We start from the raw sequence: 18,607 nt of genomic DNA, 5'->3' as shown, positions 1-18,607 counted from the left end.
TTGCAAAATCCCACGGTAATCGAAATTGCCAGGGGTACTGGTAATGATGAAAAAACCGCAAGCCCGTAGCGCAGGCCCATATTTCCGGCGTTGCCACGGACAAAATCGATATTCTCTCACTCGTCTGATAATTTTATAAAGCATTTTGGCTTTGTTGCATAAATAAACGAGAGACAGTCCATTCCTGTTTCCCCTTAACTTTTTCATGAGACTGGGTAACTTTCAGGCATACCAAGGCCTGTCATTTTATTCATCGCCCCAATGCGCAGGTAAGCCTCGACCTGTTGGGCGGCAAAGGTCCTATTTTTCAATTTATCGCTGAATAATCCTTTGACTCGAAACATCGAGGTTTCCGCCAGACTCCGGCGATGGTAACCACTTTGCCGTTTCCATTCCGCTTCACCGACTTCAGCACAGCGCCGTATAATGGCGGTTCTGGGATGAACCGCCCCCTCTTCGTCATCAGGCCATTCGACAGCGCCTTCGCGCGGTGGAATCAAAGCGCGAGCCCCTTTATTGCGAATGGCTTGATGACAAGTAACGGTATCATAGGCGCCATCACCTGCCACGGCGGTAATCTTATCTTGGTCATCCACTTGGCCCAATAAATCCGGCAGTACTTCAGGGTCGCCGACAAAATTGGCCGTCAACTCAGCCGCAACGACTTCTTGGGTCTGTGCATCCACCATTACATGGAGTTTTCGCCATGTTCGACGCTTGCCCACGCCATGTTTGCGAACTTTCCATTCTCCTTCGCCATAGACCTTTAATCCCGTTGAATCCACCACCAGATGGCGAGGCGCTTGGCTTGCCGATCTTGGCAGGCGTACCGATAAGGCTTGTTGACGCCGGCTTAACGTACTGTAATGAGGCACTTGGACATCGATCTTTAATAGCTGAATCAGCGATAGCAAAAATCCTTGCGTCGCTCGCAAGGTCAGTTTAAACACTTCTCTGAGAGTCAGCGCACATTGAATCGCCATCTCAGAATAGGTCATTGGACTGCCTCTATACCCCGTTTTTTCCGGCTGATGCCAATGCTGAACGACTGATTCATCAAACCATAACGTGAGCGAACCTCGATTGATCAGCGCTTGGTTGTAGGCCGACCAGTTTTTAAGCTTATACCGTTGCTTTCCTTTCTTCTCCATGTCCTCGAATATGGGGGCTATGCCGATTTATGCAACAAAGCCAAGCATTTTTATAGATATTTTCTATATATTTTTCATGAATATTCTATTTTACAATGAATATTGAAATATTTACGCTATTGCCATCGTTCGTTCGGCCAACACGAAGCGCGCTTCTACCATCTCGCTCGCTCCGGTTTCGAAAGGTCGACGACAACAATTTATTACGATGAGAGGATAAGCAGTGGATATTTCAATAGACGACAACAAACTGAGTCATTCATCCAAAGTGCTGGGCTCGTTATTGACCAAAGTATTGAAGACCCAGGCGCGCCCGGAGGTTTATAAGGCAGTCGAACAATTGCAGAAGCAGTTCGCGGGGCTGTTGCGCGATGAAACCAGCGAATCGCATCGCCGCCACCTGTTGGAAACAGTGGAAAATCTGGATGAAGAAGCGATGAACGAGGTAGTGCGGGTGTTCAGCCATTATTTCAGTCTGCTCAACATCGCCGAGGAATCCTACAACCTAAAGAACCGCAACAAACAATTGGTCGGCCATTACTGGCCCGGTTCCTTCCACGATACGCTGATTACGCTAAAGGAATCGGGTGTCGGCGCCGACAAATTGCAGACCTTGCTGGACGAACTGCTGTACATGCCGGTGATGACGGCGCACCCGACCGAAGCCAAGCGCCGTACCGTCAAGGGCGTGTTGCGCAATATCTTTCAGGCGCAGGAGGCCTTGAGCGGCCAGCGCCTGCAGGGAAACCCGCGCAAGCAGATGCTAAACCGCCTGCAGAGTTATATTCAACTATTGTGGAAAACCGACGAGGTGCGCTCGCGCAAGTTAAGCGTAGCGGACGAAATCGACGCCGGTTTATTCTATTTCTCGCTGTCGCTGTTCCAGGCCACGGCCGAGGTTTATCGCAAGTTCCAGCTATCGCTGGCCGATGTCTATGGCGAGGAGGCGGCCCAGGCAATTCGCGTGCCCAGTTTCCTTCGCTTCGGTTCCTGGATTGGCGGCGACCGCGACGGTAACCCGAACGTAACCCCTGAAATCACGGTGCTGGCGTTGCGCCGGCAGGCCGAGACGGTCATGCAGGAATATGTGCGGCGTCTCGATGAATTGATCGGACAACTGTCCTTATCTTACGGCTTTTGTGACCTGACCCAGGCGTTCGTCGACAGTCTGGAGGCCGACCGCGCCATGCTGGGTCCCTCGGTTGCTGCGCTGGAAAACCGTTACACCCAGGAGCCTTACCGGCATAAACTGGTCCTGATGAAATTCCGCATGGAACGCAGTCTGCTGACGGTATCCCGACGCATCAACGACGAGCCCGAACTCAGCGACAGCCATGCCTATAGCAGCGCGGCGGAATTCCTGCGCGATTTGCAACTGATCGACACATCCCTGCGGGGTCATGGCGACGGCGATATCGCCGACCTGGAACTGAGCGATCTGATCCGCCTGGTCGAGACCTTCGGCTTTCATTTAATGGAACTGGATGTGCGTCAGGAATCGTCCCGCCACAGTGAAGCGGTCGCCGAGATCCTGGCGGCGGCGCTGGATCTAAATTATTCCGCGCTGGACGAGGAACAGCGCTTGGCGTTGTTGAGCGAGGCGCTGGCGACGCCGGGCGGCTTGATGTTCGACCGTTCCACGTTGTCGGCACCGACCCAGCAGACCTTGGAATTGTTCGACATCATGGCCGGCATGAAGCGTGAAATCGGCCCGGAATGTTTCGGCAAATACGTTATTTCGATGACGCATTCGGCCAGTCATATCATGGAGGTGATGCTGCTGGCGGCACAAAGCGGCCTGGTCGGCTGTATCGGCGGCCACTGGCATTGCCATATCGAGGTCAGTCCGTTGTTCGAAACGGTGGAAGACCTCAAACATATCGAAACCGTGCTGACCCGTTTGTTCGATACGCCGACCTATCGGGAACTGCTGAAGGCTTCGGCCGGTCGCCAGGAAATCATGCTAGGCTATTCCGACTCCTGCAAGGACGGCGGCATCCTGGCTTCGGCCTGGAACCTGTTCCAGGCGCAACGGCGAGTGATCGATCTGGCCGAGCAACGCGGCATCAAATGTCGCTTGTTCCACGGCCGGGGCGGCACGGTGGGCCGCGGCGGAGGCCCGACCCACGAGGCGATTCTGGCCCAGCCGCCCGATACCGTGCGCGGCCAGATCAAGTTCACCGAGCAGGGTGAAGTGCTGTTCTACCGTTACAACAACATGGAAACGGCGATCTATGAATTGACGATGGGTGTCACCGGCTTGATGAAGGCCAGCGTCAGCCTGGTGCAGCCGGCCCAGGCCGATTGCCCGGAAAGTCTCGCGGTCATGGACGAGCTGGCCCAGCTCGGCGAGCAAAGCTATCGCGAATTGACCGAACGCACGCCCGGCTTCCTCGATTATTTCTACGAGGCGACCCCGGTCGGCGAGATCGGCCAACTCAACATTGGGTCGCGGCCGTCGCATCGCAAAAAGCAGGACCGGTCGAAGAATTCGGTGCGGGCGATCGCCTGGGTGTTCGCCTGGGCGCAGTCGAGACAGACCTTCCCCGCCTGGTACGGCATCGGCTGGAGCCTGTCGACCTGGTGTGCGGGCAAGCCGGAACGACTGGAGAAACTGCGCGCGATGTACCGCGACTGGCCGTTCTTCCGCAACCTGCTGAGTAACGCGCAAATGGCGTTAAGCAAATCGGACATGCGCATTTCCAAACAGTATGCCAGCTTGTGTCTCGATCCCGACACCGGTCAGCGCGTCCACGGCCTGATCGCGAAGGAATATCATCGCTGCGTCGAGTGGGTACTGCAGGTCGCCGAGAAGGACCGCCTGTTGGCCGATAACCCCTCGCTGGCGTCGTCGCTGCATCGCCGCAATGCCTATCTGGGCCCCTTGAACTATATTCAGGTAAACTTACTGCGACGGTTGCGGACGGATGGCGACAATAGCCAGGACAGCCGCTGGTTGCAGCCGCTGCTGCGCACGATCAACGCGATCGCCGCCGGCATGCGCAATACCGGATAGAATAACTAAACAACCACCCGCTCAAGCGGGTGGGTTCCAATAACGGACTGAAAGTCCGGATACGCGTCGACTAAACGACGCGTCTTAGTCGGGCTCCATCTTGAAATTATCGTTTGGATTAGGTTCAAAGTGATGCTCCAAATATTGCTTTATCATCTCATCAGTCATTTGCCCCACTGTGGCGCAAAAATAACCGCGGGCTCAAAAATGTCGACCCCAATATCGCTTTTTCAAGTGCGGGAACTCTTCGAACAGATAGCTCGAAGTTCGTCCCTTGATTCGCCTCATGATTTCGCTTGGGGCCATAGTCGGCGGCGCACTCACCAAAATGTGCACATGATCTTTGCTCACGACACCTTTGATAATCCGTATCTCAAAGGCTTCGCATGTCTGCCGCACCAAGTCTCTCACTCGTTCGGCTATTTCATCCTTCAGCACTTTATAACGATACTTCGTAACCCAAACAAAATGATACTCAATTTGGTAAACCGTATGGCTGCCGTATCTATAGTCCATCGCCACCTCCTTGGGCAAATTATCGCAGCTAAAGCTGACCGGCTAAAGCCGGTGGTTTAAACCTTATGATGGATACTAAACAACCACCCGCTCAAGCGGGTGGGTTCCAATAACGGACTGAAAGTCCGGATACGCGTCGACTAAACGACGCGTCTTAGTCGGGCTCCATCTTGAAATTATCGTTTGGATTAGGTTCAAAGTGATGCTCCAAATATTGCTTTATCATCTCATCAGTCATTTGCCCCACTGTGGCGCAAAAATAACCGCGGGCTCAAAAATGTCGACCCCAATATCGCTTTTTCAAGTGCGGGAACTCTTCGAACAGATAGCTCGAAGTTCGTCCCTTGATTCGCCTCATGATTTCGCTTGGGGCCATAGTCGGCGGCGCACTCACCAAAATGTGCACATGATCTTTGCTCACGACACCTTTGATAATCCGTATCTCAAAGGCTTCGCATGTCTGCCGCACCAAGTCTCTCACTCGTTCGGCTATTTCATCCTTCAGCACTTTATAACGATACTTCGTAACCCAAACAAAATGATACTCAATTTGGTAAACCGTATGGCTGCCGTATCTATAGTCCATCGCCACCTCCTTGGGCAAATTATCGCAGCTAAAGCTGACCGGCTAAAGCCGGTGGTTTAAACCTTATGATGGATAATTAAATTAGGTAGGGCGGAAGCCGACAGGCATTCCGCCAGCTAGACTTACGAAAATAGGATTCATAATCCGCACTTGCTGATAGTAGATGAACACAAGCCTCAGAACGGTTTTGCATTATTTGCTGGACGAATTGGAGATCGGCGACAAAGAAACCGATTTGAGCCGCATACAGCTCGCCGGCGATGACAGCCCGGTTGCGTTAACGGCCGCCGCCGAACAATTAGGTCTGCGCGCGACCGAAGCGGTATTGACCTTGGACGATGCGCTGGCGGTCTGCGGCCATGCAATGCCGCTGCTGACCCGGCTGGAACCGGGGCGATGGCTGGTATTGGCCGGCTTCAGCCGAGGCCGTGTCGACGCCGTATTGATCGAGGACGGCCAGATCGACGACCGGCGTGATCGCGCCGGAGACATCGCCGCTTTGCTGCCAGCCGATCCGAAGCAGGGGCGTCTTTGGCTGCTGCTGGAAGCGGCGGAACCGTTGGCGGCGGCCAAGAGCCACGCTCACGACGATGCGCTGCCGCCGCTGCGGCGTTTGCTCGGCCTGTTGCGCGGCGAACGCCATGATTTGTTGCTGGTGTTGTTGTTTTCCTTGGGCACGGGACTGCTCTATCTGGCGACGCCGATCGCGGTGCAGGCGCTGGTCAACACCGTGGCGCTCGGCGGCATGCTGCAGCCGTTGATCGTGCTCGCCTTCATCCTGTTCGTATTCCTGGCCTTCGGGGCGTCATCTACGTACTCCAGACCTATCTGGTCGAATTGATACAACGGCGCATCTTCATCGGCGTTTCGACCGACCTGGCCCAGCGTCTGCCGCGCGTCGATAGCGAAGTGTACGATCGCCACAACGGCGCGGAACTGGTGAACCGCTTTTTCGATGTCGTCACGATACAAAAGGCCGGCGCAACGCTGTTGCTGTCCGGTTTGGCGACGGTGTTGCAGGCCCTGGTCGGCTTGCTGGTGTTGGCGGCCTACCATCCGCTGTTGCTGGTGTTCGATGTCGTACTGAGCGGTCTGATCGCATTCGTATTGTTCGTGCTGGGACGCAACGCCATCGATACCGCGGTCGAAGAATCGAAGGCCAAATATGCGTTGGCCGCCTGGCTGGAAACGGTGGCCCGCAACATGCTGACCTTCAAGTCCGCCGGCGGCCCGGAGTTCGCCCGACAACGCAGCGATGAATTGGCTCACACCTATCTGGCCAACCGCAAACGCCATTACCGCGTCGTGCTGCGGCAAACGATCGGCGCGGTCGCGCTGCATGCCGTGGCCGGCACCAGTCTGCTGGCGATCGGCGGTTTGCTGGTCATCGAAGGGCAGTTGACGCTAGGGCAATTGGTCGCCGCCGAATTGATCGTGTCCGGGGTGTTGTCTTCGTTCGCCAAGTTCGGCAAACAACTGGAGGGGTTCTACGACCTGATGGCCGGGGTCGACAAACTCGGTCATTTGCTCGATTTGCCTCTGGAACGACAAGGCGGGGAAAAAATCGATCGCGACATGGCCGCCGAACTGAAGGTGACCGACCTGAGCTTCGCCTACCATAGCAAACATGCCTTGATCGACGGGCTCAGTTTCAGCTTGCCTGCCGGAGAAAACCTGGCGCTGTTGTGTCCATCCGGCGGCGGCAAGACCACCCTGGCCGATTTGCTTGGCGGTCTGCGACTGCCCAGCGGCGGGCGCATCGAGCTGAACGGCGTCGATCTGTGCGATTTGAGCCTGCAGACCCTGCGCCGCCAGGTCGCCATCGTCAACCGCCGCGAAGTCATCGAGGACAGCGTCCTCGAAAACGTGCGCTTGGGACGCGGCGAGATCGACAACACCGAGATCCGCCAGGTGCTGGAGCAATTGGGGCTGCTGCACGAGTTGAAGTGCCTGCCCGAAGGTCTGCACAGCGAAATTACCGCCGCCGGCACGCCGTTGGCCTCTTCCCAGTTAAGCCGGCTGTTGATCGCCCGGGCGCTGGTCGGCCGGCCCAACTTGCTGGTGATCGACGGCATACTGGACGATCTCGACGAGATGACGCGCGAACAGATTTATCGCGTGTTATTCCGAGCGGAGCACAACTTTTCCTTGTTGGTGCTGACCCGTTTGCGCGATGTCGCTGAGCATTGCCGGCGGACGATGGTTTGGCCGATGGAGGCAAGACCATGAGAAGAGTGCGTACCCAGAACTCCCTGAGCGCGCTGAGCGCGGCGCAGACGCCGCACCTGGTGTCGCGGCTGGCGCGCCTGTTCGCCTGGTTGTTCCTGACGATCCCGTTGGCGATGCTGTTTCTGCCCTGGCAACAAAATGTCACCGGCATAGGCCGCGTCGTCGCCTACGCGCCGATCGAGCGGCAACAGACCGTCGACGCCACCGTTTCCGGCCGTATCGTCAAATGGCATGTCAAGGAAGGCGACCGCGTCAGACAGGGCGACAAACTGGTCGAAATCAGCGACATCGATCCCCGCTACACAGACCGCCTGCAACAACAACTGGCGGCGGCCAGCGCCAAGGTCGCGGCGAAAGAACAGGAATTGCAGGCCTACAGGCTGCAAAGCGACAATCTCGGCGCGGCGCGGGACATCAAGATCGCCACCGCGCAATACAAGCTGGAGATGGCCCGCCAGAAAGCGCGGGCCGCCGGCGAGTCGCTGGCGGCGGCCAAGGCGACGCTGGAGACCGCGCGCCTGCAACGTCAGCGTCTGCATAATTTGTTGAGCGACGGCCTGGTGTCGCGGCGCGAATTCGAATTGGCCGAGCGCGATCTGAGCGTCGCACTGCGCGGCCGCAACAGCGCGCAGGCCTCGTTGCAGTCGGCCAATGCAGCGGAGCAGGCGGCCATGGCCGACATCGAAAGAATACGCGCCGATGCCGACGCCAAGATCAGCGCGGTCACCGCTTATCTGAACAAGACGCTGAGCGAACTGGAGGAAAGCCGCGCCAGTCTGGCCAAGATCGAGGTGGCGTTGGCCCGGCAACAGTCCCAGGTGATCGAGGCGCCGCGCGACGGCGCGATCCTGCGCTTGCTCAGCAATCCGGAGGCACAGGTGCTGAAACAGGGCGATCCGTTGGCTATCCTGATTCCGACCACCGATCAATACGCTGTTGAGCTGTGGTTGGACGGCAACGACGCGCCCTTGACCCTGCCCGGCCATCATGTCCGCCTGCAATTCGAAGGCTGGCCCGCCGTGCAGTTCGTCGGTTGGCCGGAAGTCGCGGTCGGCACCTTCGGCGGCCGCGTCGCCTTCGTCGACTCGACCGACAACGGCAAGGGCGAATTCAGGGTTATGGTCGTGCCCGACGAACAGGACCGCGTCTGGCCGTCGAATCGTTTTTTGCGCCAGGGCGTTCGCGTGCGCGGTTGGGTGCTGCTCAGCCGGGTCTCGCTGGGTTACGAGATTTGGCGGCAATTGAACGGCTTCCCGCCGATGCTGACACCGGAATCGCCATTGTCGGATGTCGCGCGTAAGCGTCTGTAAAACTGCGGGATTAGCGATGGAGTCGAATGGCATGCGCGTTATTAATGAACGATTGCTGGTTCTGGTCGCCCTAGGCCTGCTCGGCGGCTGCAAAATTCTGGACGTCGCGTCGCCGGAGCCGGCTATCGAGTCTAAGGTCGAGCAGCGTCTGCAACGGCAGGAAGGCGTCTCGCTGCAAAAATGGGCGCAAGGCCAGTCGCGGACGCTGGAACAGTCGTTGGCCGAACGTAAACGCAAGCCTCTGGATCTGTCGTTGCCGCCGACCTTGCCGTCGCTTCGGCCCGACATGGAAGGCGACGAGGAAGAAATCCGTCCCCGAAAGCGCGAACGGCAAGGCAAAGACAACCGCTGGCCATTGACCATCGCCGATGCCAGGGCGATGGCGCTGGCAAACAACCTGGATCTCAAAATTGCCGTGCTGGAGCCGGATATCGCTGCGACCCGCGTCAGCGAGGAAGAAGCCAAGTTCGATCAGCTGATTTTCGTCAACGCCAAATACGGGCGCAAGGACACACCGCTCTACGACGGCGATCTGGTCAAGTTCAGCACGCTGGACAAGAACTCGCCGCTATACGGCGCGGAAGCAAAACTCAGTGCGTTACCGCAGGAGACCAAGAGCTACGGTATCGAAGCCGGCATCAGCGTGCCGCTGCTGACCGGCGGCAAGGTCACGCTTTCGTCTCCTCTCGTGCACAAACGCACCTATAAGGGCGTGACCAGCGACGAATTCCGCAGCGCACTGCGCTTCAGCATCAGCCAGCCGTTGTTGCGCGGCGCCGGCATCGCTAACAACGTCGCCGGCATTCGCATCGCCGCCTATCAAAAACGGGCCGCCGATGTCGGTCTGCGGCTGCAAAGCATCCGTGTGCTGGCGGCGATCGACCGCGCCTATTGGGCCCTGTACGCGGCCTGGGGCGAGCTGGACGTGCGGCGCCAGCAATATCAAAACGCCGCCGACAACCTGTCCATGGTCAGGCGTCGGGTCGACGAGGGGCTGACCGCGGCGGTGGAGCTGAATCGCGCTGAAATCGGGGTCGCCGAGCGCATGGAAAAACTGGTCGTCGCCCAAACCAAACTGAAATTGAGCCAGCGCAAGCTGAAGTTGTTGCTGAACGACCGGCGGCTGGACCTGGATTCCCAGCAATGGCTGGCGCCGCAGACCCCGCCGCTGCTGACCGGCTTCAGTTTCGACCGGGAACGGCTGGCGCGGCAAGCGTTGCAGGGCCGCCTGGAACTGCTGGAACTGGAATTGAAACTGGCCGCCGACACCAGCAAGATCGACTATCTGCGCAATCAGACCCTGCCGCTGTTCATGCTCGATTATCAATACGGCGCGCTGGGCCGCGACACGGCTTTTGGCGACGCTTATGGCGATGCAGTTAGCGGCGATTTTCAGGATTGGTCGATCGGCTTGAAGTTCGAATTGCCGGTCAGCAACGCCTTGCGCGAATCGCGTCTGCAGCGCGCCGTGCAGCAGCGCTTGCAGCGCCTGACGACGAAGCGCCTGCGCGAGCTGAGCATACGCCGGGAGATTTTCGATGCGCTGGACCGAGTCGACCAGGACTGGCAACGCATCGTCGTGACGCGGCAGAACGTGATCCTGGCCGGTTTGAATTATCAGGCCGAGTTGAAACAGTTCCGCCAGGGCCTGCGGACCATGACCGAAGTGCTGGAAATGCTGACCAAGCTGGGCGAGGCGCAAGTGCGGGAAGTCAACGCGATCGCCAATTATCAGGTCTCCCTGATCGACCTTACTTACGCCACCGGCACCTTGCTCGGCTTCAGCAAGGTCGGTTTTTCGGAGTAATTTGGGCCGGCGTTTCCCTGACGGGTAATGCTCGCCCGACTGGATAAGTTCCATGACGTCCTGATTGTTAACTCCTCGTTACAACTCAATTTTTTGCGCTAGCTGGACCGATTGTTAAGTTATGCTGAATTCTAAACTCTTTTCCTGGATTGAAGTCTAGAAACTTAATGGTTCGGTAATCTATTCTACCAACCCCTTGAAACGAGCCCTTTTCCGAATCCGTACTTGCGGCTGGTCATCGATTGAAAAAAGAGGTGCGTAATGAGTTACGATCAAAAGATGTTCGAATTATCCGACGACCTTGCGCTGACGCATGAAACCGTCGCCCGCTTTCGAGAGATGTTGAACGATTCGCAAGCCTTGTCCCGCTTTCTGAAGGAAAACGAGCGCGCCGTCGCGTTTTTAAGCGCATTGGCCGACGGGCCGGGTGAATGGCAAGAATGTTTGGTCGAAGCGTTGTGCCAACCCGATGTCGTGTTCGAGCTGGCGCAGGCCGGCAAGACTGAGGCGGTGTGGTCCATGATCTCGCGGCTATCTTCGCTGGAGAGACGACTCGCCGTTTTGAAAGCGCCGGAAGTGGTTTTTATTTTGGCCAAAAACGGCAAGGCCGATGCCGTCAGACGTTTGCTGCAGGAATTTCCGCAAACGCAACAGCGTTTATCGATTTGCCGCATCCCTTACGCGGTCTTCGGCATGGCCAAATACGGCAACACGGCCAAGACCCTGTCATTGATCCGGGGTTTCTCCGATACCTCGCAACAAGCCATAGTGTTAAGCGCCAGCCATGTCGTTTACGGCTTGGTCGATAATCTCGATGCGTCCGAAAAACCGTCGCTGCTGGCGATGATTCAACGCTGTTCGAAAGACCAGCAGGCCGACATTCTGGCTTCCGATCTCGCGGTACTGGGCCTGGTCAAAAACGGTAAAATCGATCACGTGCTTTCCTGGTTGCGCGGTTTTAATCAGCCCCAGCTGGATAGAGTCCGCAACGCCGCCTACGTCGTGCCGGTGCTCAGTGAAAATGCGCGACCGGGCGACATTGCTTTCTTCGTCAAGGGGCTGCCGAAAAAACGGGAGGCTCTTAGCAGGAAAGAACGCATGTCGGTGTATCGTTCCGGACAGCGTCGTTTGCATTGAGCGGTAAAGCGGCTCAAAAAGAACGTTTCACCGCTGAAAATCCCGTCCCGCCGTCACCGGTTCGATATGGCCGGCGCGGACCGCGAAATCGCCGAAATGCTCGCCTTCTTTGCGCTCGTCGGCATACTGTTGCAGCAGGGGCGTCAAGGCGTCCAGGATTTGCTCCTCGTTGATGTTTTCCCGGTACAGCCTGTTCAAACGTTGGCCTTGAAAACCGGCGCCCAAGTAGAGGTTGTATTTTCCCGGCGCCTTGCCGACCAGGCCGATCTCGCCGAGAAAGGGTCGGGCGCAGCCGTTCGGACAGCCGGTCATGCGCAATAGGATCGGCTCGTTTTGCAGTCCGTAGCGGTGCAGAATCGGCTCCAGCTTGTCGAGGAAGGCCGGCAGATAGCGCTCGCTCTCGGCCATCGCCAGGCCGCAGGTCGGCAACGCGACACAGGCCATCGCATTCAGGCGCAGCGCGCTTTGCCGTTCGGGCTCGTGGAAGCGGTATTGTTGCAGCAGCGACTCGATGACTGGCTTGTTCTTGTCGCTGACCTTGCCGATGATCAGGTTCTGGTTCGGCGAAATGCGGAAGTCGCCGTCATGCGCCTTGGCGATCTCGCGCATTCCGGTCATGATGGGCGCCGCATCGCTGTCGGCGATGCGGCCGTTCTGAATGAACACGGTGTAATACCAAAGATCGTTGCTATCTTTGATCCAGCCGTAACGGTCGCCGGAATAGTCGAACGTGTAGCCTCTCGGCGCCTCCAATTGCCAGCCCAGGCGCCGGTTCAGTTCGAATTTGAACCAGTCGACGCCGCGGTCGTCGATCGTGTATTTCAGGCGCGCGTGCTTGCGGTTGGTCCGGTCGCCGAAATCGCGCTGGATCTTAACGATCTCTTCGGCCACCTGCAAGGTCTTGTGTTTGGGGCAGTAGCCGATCAGGTCGGCCAGACGCGGGTATGTGTTCGGCTCCCCGTGGGTCAGGCTCATGCCGCCGCCGACCGTAACATTGAAGCCGACCAAATGGCCGTTCTCGGCGATCGCGATGAAACCGAGGTCGTTGGCGAAGATGTCGACGTCATTGGTGGGCGGCACCGCGACCGCGGTCTTGAATTTGCGCGGCAAATAATGCTTGCCGTAGATCGGCTCCTCGTCCTGGCGGCTGGAATCGATCAGTTTTTCGTCCAGCCAGATTTCGTGGTAAGCGGTGGTTCGCGGCGTCAGATGGTCGTTGATGCGGCGCGCGTATTCATAAGCTTCTTCGTGCAAGCGTGATTGTTCCGGCAGCGGGCTGCACATGACGTTGCGGTTGACGTCGCCGCAGGCGGCGATGGTGTCGAGCAAGGAGGCATTGATTTCGGCGATGCTGCGCTTCAAGTCGCGTTTCAGGATGCCGTGAAACTGCAACGCCTGGCGCGTGGTCAGGCGGATGCTACCATTGCACCAAGTGTTGGCGATGCGGTCCATTTCCAGCCATTGCGCCGGCGTGCAAATGCCGCCGGCGACCCGGACCCGAACCATGAACTGGTAATGCGGCTCCAGTTTCTGCTTGCGCCGCTCGTCGCGCAGTTCGCGGTCGTCTTGCTGGTAAATGCCGTGAAACTTGGACAGCTGGGTGTCGCTGTCGGCCAGCGCGCCGGTCAACGGGTCGTTCAGGCTTTCCACCAAGGTGCCGCGCAGATAATTGCTGGCGTCCTTGATGCGCTCCACTTCCACTCGTTTGTTCAGTTCTTCCGCAGACACATCGGTCATCGCTTCATCCTCTTAATAAACATCACGCTGATAGCGTTTTTCTTTCTGTAGGGTTTTGACATACTGCTCGGCCGCCTCGCGGCTCATGCCGCCTTCCCGTTCGACCAGGCCGAGCAAGGTCTCGTGCACGTCGCGCGCCATGTGCTTCTCGTCGCCGCAGACATAAAGATAGGCGCCTTCCTGCAGCCAGGCGTACAAATCGCGTCCGTTTTCCCGCATGCGCTGTTGCACATAGACTTTCTCTGCCTGGTCGCGAGAAAAGGCGACGTTCATCCGCGTCAGCAGGCCGCTTTTCAGATAGCGCAACCATTCGCTTTGATAAAGATAATCGGTCATGAAATGTTGATCGCCGAAAAACAACCAATTCTTGCCGGACGCCCCGATCGCCTCCCGCTCCTCGACAAAGGCGCGGAACGGCGCGATGCCGGTGCCGGGGCCGATCATGATGATCGGGGTGTCGGGGTCTGTCGGCAATTTGAAGTTTTTGTTGTGATCGACATAAACCGGAATCGTACTATCAGGCCCCAAGCGGTCGGCCAGGAAGGTCGAACAAACGCCGTGACGCCTGCGTCCGTGGCTTTGATACCTGACCGCCGCGACGGTCAGATGCACTTCGTCCGGATGCTGTTTCAGGCTGGAGGCGATCGAATAAAGGCGCGGCGGCAGCTTGCGCAGGCAGCCTATGAAGTCTTGCGGATTCAGTTCGCCCCCCGGAAAATCGGTGACGACATCGATGATTTCTCGGCCGTATAAATAGTCCGCCAGCGCTTGCTTATGCGCCTCGTCCAACAAGCGCGCCAGCTCGGCATTGTTGATCAATGCCGCGTATTTTTGCAGCATCGGCCGAGTCGGTGTCGTGATCTCATAGTTTCGCAACAGGGCTTCAGATAATGTGCTGTCCTTGCCGTCATTGTCGATTTTTTCTTCGCCATTGAAATGTAGCTTCTTGAGCAGTTCGTCGACCATTTCCGGTGCATTACAGGGATAAACGCCCAGCGCATCGCCCGGCTCGTAATGCAGGCCGGAGCCTTCCAGCGACAATTCGTAATGATGGGTTTCTTTCTGCGAACCGCGCCCGTTCAACACGATATCTTCCAATAAGACGGCCGGAAACGGGTGCTTGCGCGAATAAGGGGATGTCCCGGCGCTGGAGAGCGGTGATGCTGGCTGAGCGGTTGCCGATGGCGCGCTTTGCGTGCGTTGGCTCAAATCCTCCAGCACGGCGTTGATCCAGCCTTCCGCCGCCGTCTCGTAATCGACGTCGCAATCGACCCGTTCATGCAGCCGCGCCGCGCCCAGTTCTTCCAATCTTCGGTCGAAATCGGCACCGGTCTTGCAAAAGAATTCGTAACTGGAATCGCCCAGGGCCAACACGGCAAACTGGGTGTTTTTCAGCGATGGCGCGCGCTTGCTGAACAAAAATTCATACAGCTCGCGGGCGTTGTCTGGCGGTTCCCCTTCCCCGTATGTGCTGACGATCACCAGCAGAAATTTTTCGGTCTTCAGTTGCGGCGCCTTGTAATCGCCCATGTCTTTGATCACGGCCCGCAATCCACGTTCCCTGGCCAAGGCCTGGGTTTGTTCGGCCAACGCCTCGGAATTGCCGGTCTGGGAACCCACTAGGATGGTGATTTCTTCAGCCTGTGTCATAGCTCCAGCGCTATGTGAGGTAGAGGTCAATTGCGCGGTCAAGTAGCCCGCCATCCAGGCTTTTTGCTCCGGCGTCAGGGACGAAACCAATTGCTGGAACAAGCGATAGCGTTGCTCGTCGAATGGTGTCTGGCTTTGTTCGGGAAGTGAATCGTGCATAAATATTATCCTTATCGTGCCGCGCAATAGATGAGTTCCATGGATATCTGCAGCAATCGAAGCATGTCAGTATGTACCCGACGGAAGTCTAACAAGATTAATAACCAAGTATTTTACTTGGTTAATTGCGCTATAGCTAGCTTCTTCCAAAGTAACGAGGTTTACGCTTTATTGAGGAAGAGACAATGAAACAACCTATATCTAAGAGATGAGATTTTCGAAAGGTTATTTCCTTAATCTTTATAGGCTTGATTTTGATTCGCTACTTGCATAGATTACGTAATTTGCTCTGAAAATGAATTACGATGTATTCCGATGATCTGCAGTTTATTTGTACCTCCGATAAGCTAACCAGCCTCGATTATTTCATTAGCCATATTGAATATCGTGAAAAAAAAGCCACCGCCGTCATTTTTTATCACCAAGACCGTGTTCGAGCGTATTTGAATAGTTGCAGACATGGGGAGCGGCGGCTGGATTGCGAAGCCGATACCGTGTTCAATGCCAACGGCCAACTGCTGAGCTGCTCCATGCATGGTTTTGAATTTGATCCGACAAGCGGCGAATGTTTATCTCCAAAAGGCTCCGGCAAGAAACTGCAGCCGGTGCAGGTTATCGAGAAGGAAGGTCGTATCTATTTTGCCGATAAGCATATCCGCATTATCGACCCTTTAAAGACAGACCAAGATATACCTTTGGAATGACATAGGTGCCCTGATTACTAAGCATTTGACAGGATTGTTCGATGCTTCAAGCAAAACTTTACTATAAATTGGTTTCAGGGCATGTCTATCCACTTTAGTTATCAAGATCATTCTTACTAATGCGCGCTACTACCGCTCTTTCCGGCAGCCCAGCTAGGCTTGCGCGAACTAGGCATTTTTCTCAGCCTAGCTGCAATGAGTTAGAAGTTACGCAATGAGCATAAAAACATTAATACTCGGAGGCGGCTACGTCGGTCGAAGGCTGGCCGACCGACTAGACGCGGCGATGACCCACCGCAGCGAGGAAAAGGCAATGCGACAATCGATTTATTTCGATCTGTCCGCCCCCGACAGTTGGGATAGTCTTCCGCAAGCCGGCAACGTGATATGGACGTTTCCGGCTGCGCCGCTGGATCAGGTGCAGGCGTTTTATCGGACAAAGTTGACGAATGTCCGGAAGCTGTTTGTCTATGCCAGCACCTCCTGCTATCGAACGCAGCAAACGGACCTGCGGATCGATGAAGACCAACCGCTAGATTTGACCCGCGAGCGAGTCGTGAGCGAGGAGTGGCTGCGCCAACAAGGCGCGACGATACTGGTGCTGGCCGGCATTTACGGCCCGAATCGCCAGCCGCAGGACTGGTTGAGGAAAGGCCTGATCAAGACGCCGGATAAACGCGTCAATCTGATTCATGTCGACGACATCGTCACGATCACCGAGCGTTTGCTGGACGACGACCGCAACCCGCGCGGCGAACGCTTCAACCTGGCCGACGGCGAGGCCTTGCTCTGGCGCGACATCGCCGATCATTACGGCTTGCCCCTTCAGGATTTCGGCAATAGTTACGCCAGCAAAAAAGTCAGCAACGACAAAATTCGCGACTGGCTGGGAGGCTACCGCTTTCGCGCCTTGTTTTAATCGAGGACGAATATTATTCATCGTCCATGTTAAGCATAATTCGACCCTTGATTAAAACTTCAACTGCTCGAATTTCAAGCCGTATTTGCGCAGAAACTGCACCAGGCGGTGACTATCGTTGACCGACGTCTTTTGTTGCCGGCTGATATCGAACAGCCGTCGACCTGCTTCGGCGGCCGAAGCCGATTCCTTGCAGACCTTGATGACGCCGGCCAATTGAATTTGCTCGAATAGATCCAGCGGCTGGTCGACATAAACGCCCACATCTACAGCCCTTTCTCCGGCAGTTGTCGCTTGCCAGTTCCGCCGCAGACAAGCCACCTCGTCGTCTACCACCTCGGCAGTGATGCGACCGCCCGGCGCCAGCGTCGCCATGCGGGTGATACTGGCGTTTAGATCGCGAAAATTGGCTTTCCACGCTGCCTCCGGCGATATCGCGAAAGCGAGATACCGAGACCGCCCTGCCTTGTTGAAGCTGACCAAGGCGCCAGCTTTTTCAGCGAATTTTTCCAGTTCGTAATCGATGTTTGGTTCCAGATCCTCGATGCGCTGTTTCAGCGATGGCAAGGCATAGGTCCATAAGTTGATTCGCGCCAGCAAATCATCTCGGAAAAGCCCTTTTTCGACTTGCTTTTGTAAATTCCGATTCGAACCCGAGATCAACTGAAAGTCGCTGCCGCTTTCCCGGTCCGAACCGAACGGCATGAAGCGTTTGTCCTCGATTGCGCGCAGCAGCATGGCTTGTTCGTCCAGACCCAATTCGCCGATCTCGTCCAGAAACAACACGCCGCGGTCGGCTTCCAGCAACAGGCCTTTGCGATCCTTGACCGCGCCGGTGAAAGCGCCTTTGACATGGCCGAACAGAGCCGACATCGCATTATCGCCGCGTAGCGTCGCGCAGTTGACCTCGACCAATTGGCCGGTCACGAGTCCGCGTTGCTTGCGCAATTCGTAAATGCGCTTCGCCAGCAACGATTTTCCTGCTCCGGTCGGACCGGTCAACAAAATTGGTTCTTTCGAGCGCAGCGAGACCTGTTCCAATTGCGCGATGGTCTTGTTGAAACCGGCGTTGCGGGTGGGAATTCCGCCCTTCAGATAGACCGTTCCTTCATCGTGTTCCCGGGAAAAGCGCGAGGCGATACGGTCGTAGCGCGACAGGTCAAGATCGATAATTTGATAATGTGCCGGAGCCGCTTCGTCGCGTTTGGCCGGCGCGGTCTGGATCAGCCGTCCCCGGAGGTAATGAGCTTCGTTCAAAAGAAACAAGCAAATCTGTGCGACATGGGTGCCGGTAGTGATGTGCAGCAGATAGTCCTCGCGCTCAAGATCGAAACGATAGCCGCGGGCGAAATCGTGCAATGCGCCGTAAATGTTCTCGAAATCCCACGGATCATCGATTTCTATCAGATGGTGACGGACGTCGGTTTCCGGCGAAATCGCATGTATGTCGGCTGTAACGATATCGGCCAGCGCCTGATAGTCGTCCTGAAACACTAACTCCAGCCGGTCTATCACCAAGTCTTCATGCTGGCACAACGACACGGTAGGACGCCAACGTTCCCAGCGTTTCTTGCCTTTGCCTCGGTTGTCCAGGGTTGTGCCCAACAGGCTGATGGCGACTGTTTTCATTTATCTATTTAGATAGCTACTTATCGATACAAATAGCCTAAAGTATAGAGCTTGCCG

The 18,607-nt window shown here is 56.4% G+C and carries 12 protein-coding genes and 2 pseudogenes; 8 read left to right on the top strand and 6 right to left on the bottom strand.

What is annotated here, in order from left to right:
* Window positions 1–203: 203 nt before the first annotated feature.
* Window positions 204–1,151: an IS5 family transposase gene (locus tag EP25_RS0118085; protein ID WP_031435171.1), complete on the bottom strand. Its 948-nt coding sequence runs from the start codon at window positions 1,149–1,151 to the stop codon at window positions 204–206.
* A 223-nt stretch (window positions 1,152–1,374) separates the two neighbouring features.
* On the opposite strand from EP25_RS0118085, the gene ppc reads away from it, so the two are divergent.
* The gene (ppc, locus tag EP25_RS0118080) at window positions 1,375–4,167 is read left to right on the top strand and encodes a phosphoenolpyruvate carboxylase (protein ID WP_036300748.1); all 2,793 of its coding nucleotides are present in this window, start codon (window positions 1,375–1,377) and stop codon (window positions 4,165–4,167) included.
* An 84-nt stretch (window positions 4,168–4,251) separates the two neighbouring features.
* Here ppc and tnpA (EP25_RS0118070) read toward each other — a convergent pair.
* Both tnpA (EP25_RS0118070) and tnpA (EP25_RS0118060) read right to left on the bottom strand, forming a co-directional pair.
* Window positions 4,252–4,683 (bottom strand): annotated as a pseudogene (gene tnpA, locus EP25_RS0118070) (IS200/IS605 family transposase).
* Between the two features lie 154 nt (window positions 4,684–4,837).
* Window positions 4,838–5,269 (bottom strand): annotated as a pseudogene (gene tnpA, locus EP25_RS0118060) (IS200/IS605 family transposase).
* A 163-nt stretch (window positions 5,270–5,432) separates the two neighbouring features.
* Between tnpA (EP25_RS0118060) and EP25_RS23285 the strand changes: the two are divergent.
* The 5 genes from EP25_RS23285 to EP25_RS0118040 all read left to right on the top strand — a co-directional run bounded on the left by EP25_RS23285 (window position 5,433) and on the right by EP25_RS0118040 (window position 11,752).
* Entirely contained in the window at window positions 5,433–6,110 is a 678-nt protein-coding gene (locus EP25_RS23285) for a hypothetical protein (protein ID WP_051906848.1), read from the top strand.
* Window positions 6,107–7,498 carry an ATP-binding cassette domain-containing protein gene (locus tag EP25_RS22145; RefSeq protein ID WP_051906846.1) on the top strand — a complete coding sequence of 464 codons (1,392 nt, stop codon included), beginning with the start codon at window positions 6,107–6,109 and terminating at the stop codon, window positions 7,496–7,498. Before EP25_RS23285 ends, EP25_RS22145 begins: the two co-directional genes overlap by 4 nt.
* On the top strand, window positions 7,495–8,808 hold the full coding sequence (locus EP25_RS0118050) for an HlyD family secretion protein (protein WP_031435169.1): 1,314 nt from the start codon (window positions 7,495–7,497) through the stop codon (window positions 8,806–8,808). Before EP25_RS22145 ends, EP25_RS0118050 begins: the two co-directional genes overlap by 4 nt.
* Window positions 8,809–8,839: 31 nt before the next feature.
* Complete coding sequence (locus EP25_RS0118045) at window positions 8,840–10,615, top strand: TolC family protein (RefSeq protein ID WP_036301422.1); 1,776 nt, start codon at window positions 8,840–8,842, stop codon at window positions 10,613–10,615.
* Between the two features lie 261 nt (window positions 10,616–10,876).
* Complete coding sequence (locus EP25_RS0118040; protein WP_031435167.1) at window positions 10,877–11,752, top strand: hypothetical protein; 876 nt, start codon at window positions 10,877–10,879, stop codon at window positions 11,750–11,752.
* A 27-nt stretch (window positions 11,753–11,779) separates the two neighbouring features.
* Here the strand turns inward: EP25_RS0118040 and cysI are convergent, their stop codons facing one another.
* Together cysI and EP25_RS0118030 are read right to left on the bottom strand one after the other, a co-directional pair.
* A complete protein-coding gene (gene cysI / locus EP25_RS0118035; protein WP_031435166.1) occupies window positions 11,780–13,489 on the bottom strand; it encodes an assimilatory sulfite reductase (NADPH) hemoprotein subunit in 1,710 nt (569 codons plus the stop codon).
* A gap of 12 nt (window positions 13,490–13,501) precedes the next feature.
* Complete coding sequence (locus tag EP25_RS0118030) at window positions 13,502–15,298, bottom strand: assimilatory sulfite reductase (NADPH) flavoprotein subunit (RefSeq protein ID WP_031435165.1); 1,797 nt, start codon at window positions 15,296–15,298, stop codon at window positions 13,502–13,504.
* Window positions 15,299–15,603: 305 nt separating this feature from the next.
* On the opposite strand from EP25_RS0118030, the gene EP25_RS22140 reads away from it, so the two are divergent.
* Both EP25_RS22140 and EP25_RS22630 read left to right on the top strand, forming a co-directional pair.
* Window positions 15,604–16,002: a Rieske (2Fe-2S) protein gene (locus EP25_RS22140; protein ID WP_051906844.1), complete on the top strand. Its 399-nt coding sequence runs from the start codon at window positions 15,604–15,606 to the stop codon at window positions 16,000–16,002.
* A 214-nt stretch (window positions 16,003–16,216) separates the two neighbouring features.
* Window positions 16,217–16,921 (top strand): Rossmann-fold NAD(P)-binding domain-containing protein, encoded by a 705-nt coding sequence (locus EP25_RS22630; RefSeq protein WP_031435163.1) that lies wholly within the window; start codon window positions 16,217–16,219, stop codon window positions 16,919–16,921.
* Window positions 16,922–16,972: 51 nt separating this feature from the next.
* Here EP25_RS22630 and rtcR read toward each other — a convergent pair whose 3' ends face one another.
* A complete protein-coding gene (gene rtcR / locus EP25_RS0118015) occupies window positions 16,973–18,550 on the bottom strand; it encodes an RNA repair transcriptional activator RtcR (RefSeq protein WP_031435162.1) in 1,578 nt (525 codons plus the stop codon).
* Between the last annotated feature and the right edge of the window lie 57 nt (window positions 18,551–18,607).

It is taken from the genome of Methylomarinum vadi, from assembly GCF_000733935.1.
Classification (GTDB): Bacteria; Pseudomonadota; Gammaproteobacteria; order Methylococcales; family Methylomonadaceae; genus Methylomarinum; species Methylomarinum vadi.
This window is presented reverse-complemented; position numbering and strand designations above follow the sequence as displayed.

Bases quoted from the DNA above. Each gene is read 5' to 3' on its own strand.
- EP25_RS0118085 (WP_031435171.1), bottom strand. From the start codon at position 1,151: ATGGAGAAGAAAGGAAAGCAACGGTATAAGCTTAAAAACTGGTCGGCC.
- EP25_RS23285 (WP_051906848.1), top strand. From the start codon at position 5,433: ATGAACACAAGCCTCAGAACGGTTTTGCATTATTTGCTGGACGAATTG.
- EP25_RS0118050 (WP_031435169.1), top strand. From the start codon at position 7,495: ATGAGAAGAGTGCGTACCCAGAACTCCCTGAGCGCGCTGAGCGCGGCG.
- EP25_RS0118045 (WP_036301422.1), top strand. From the start codon at position 8,840: ATGCGCGTTATTAATGAACGATTGCTGGTTCTGGTCGCCCTAGGCCTG.
- EP25_RS0118040 (WP_031435167.1), top strand. From the start codon at position 10,877: ATGAGTTACGATCAAAAGATGTTCGAATTATCCGACGACCTTGCGCTG.
- cysI (WP_031435166.1), bottom strand. From the start codon at position 13,489: ATGACCGATGTGTCTGCGGAAGAACTGAACAAACGAGTGGAAGTGGAG.
- EP25_RS0118030 (WP_031435165.1), bottom strand. From the start codon at position 15,298: ATGCACGATTCACTTCCCGAACAAAGCCAGACACCATTCGACGAGCAA.
- EP25_RS22140 (WP_051906844.1), top strand. From the start codon at position 15,604: ATGTATTCCGATGATCTGCAGTTTATTTGTACCTCCGATAAGCTAACC.
- EP25_RS22630 (WP_031435163.1), top strand. From the start codon at position 16,217: ATGAGCATAAAAACATTAATACTCGGAGGCGGCTACGTCGGTCGAAGG.
- rtcR (WP_031435162.1), bottom strand. From the start codon at position 18,550: ATGAAAACAGTCGCCATCAGCCTGTTGGGCACAACCCTGGACAACCGA.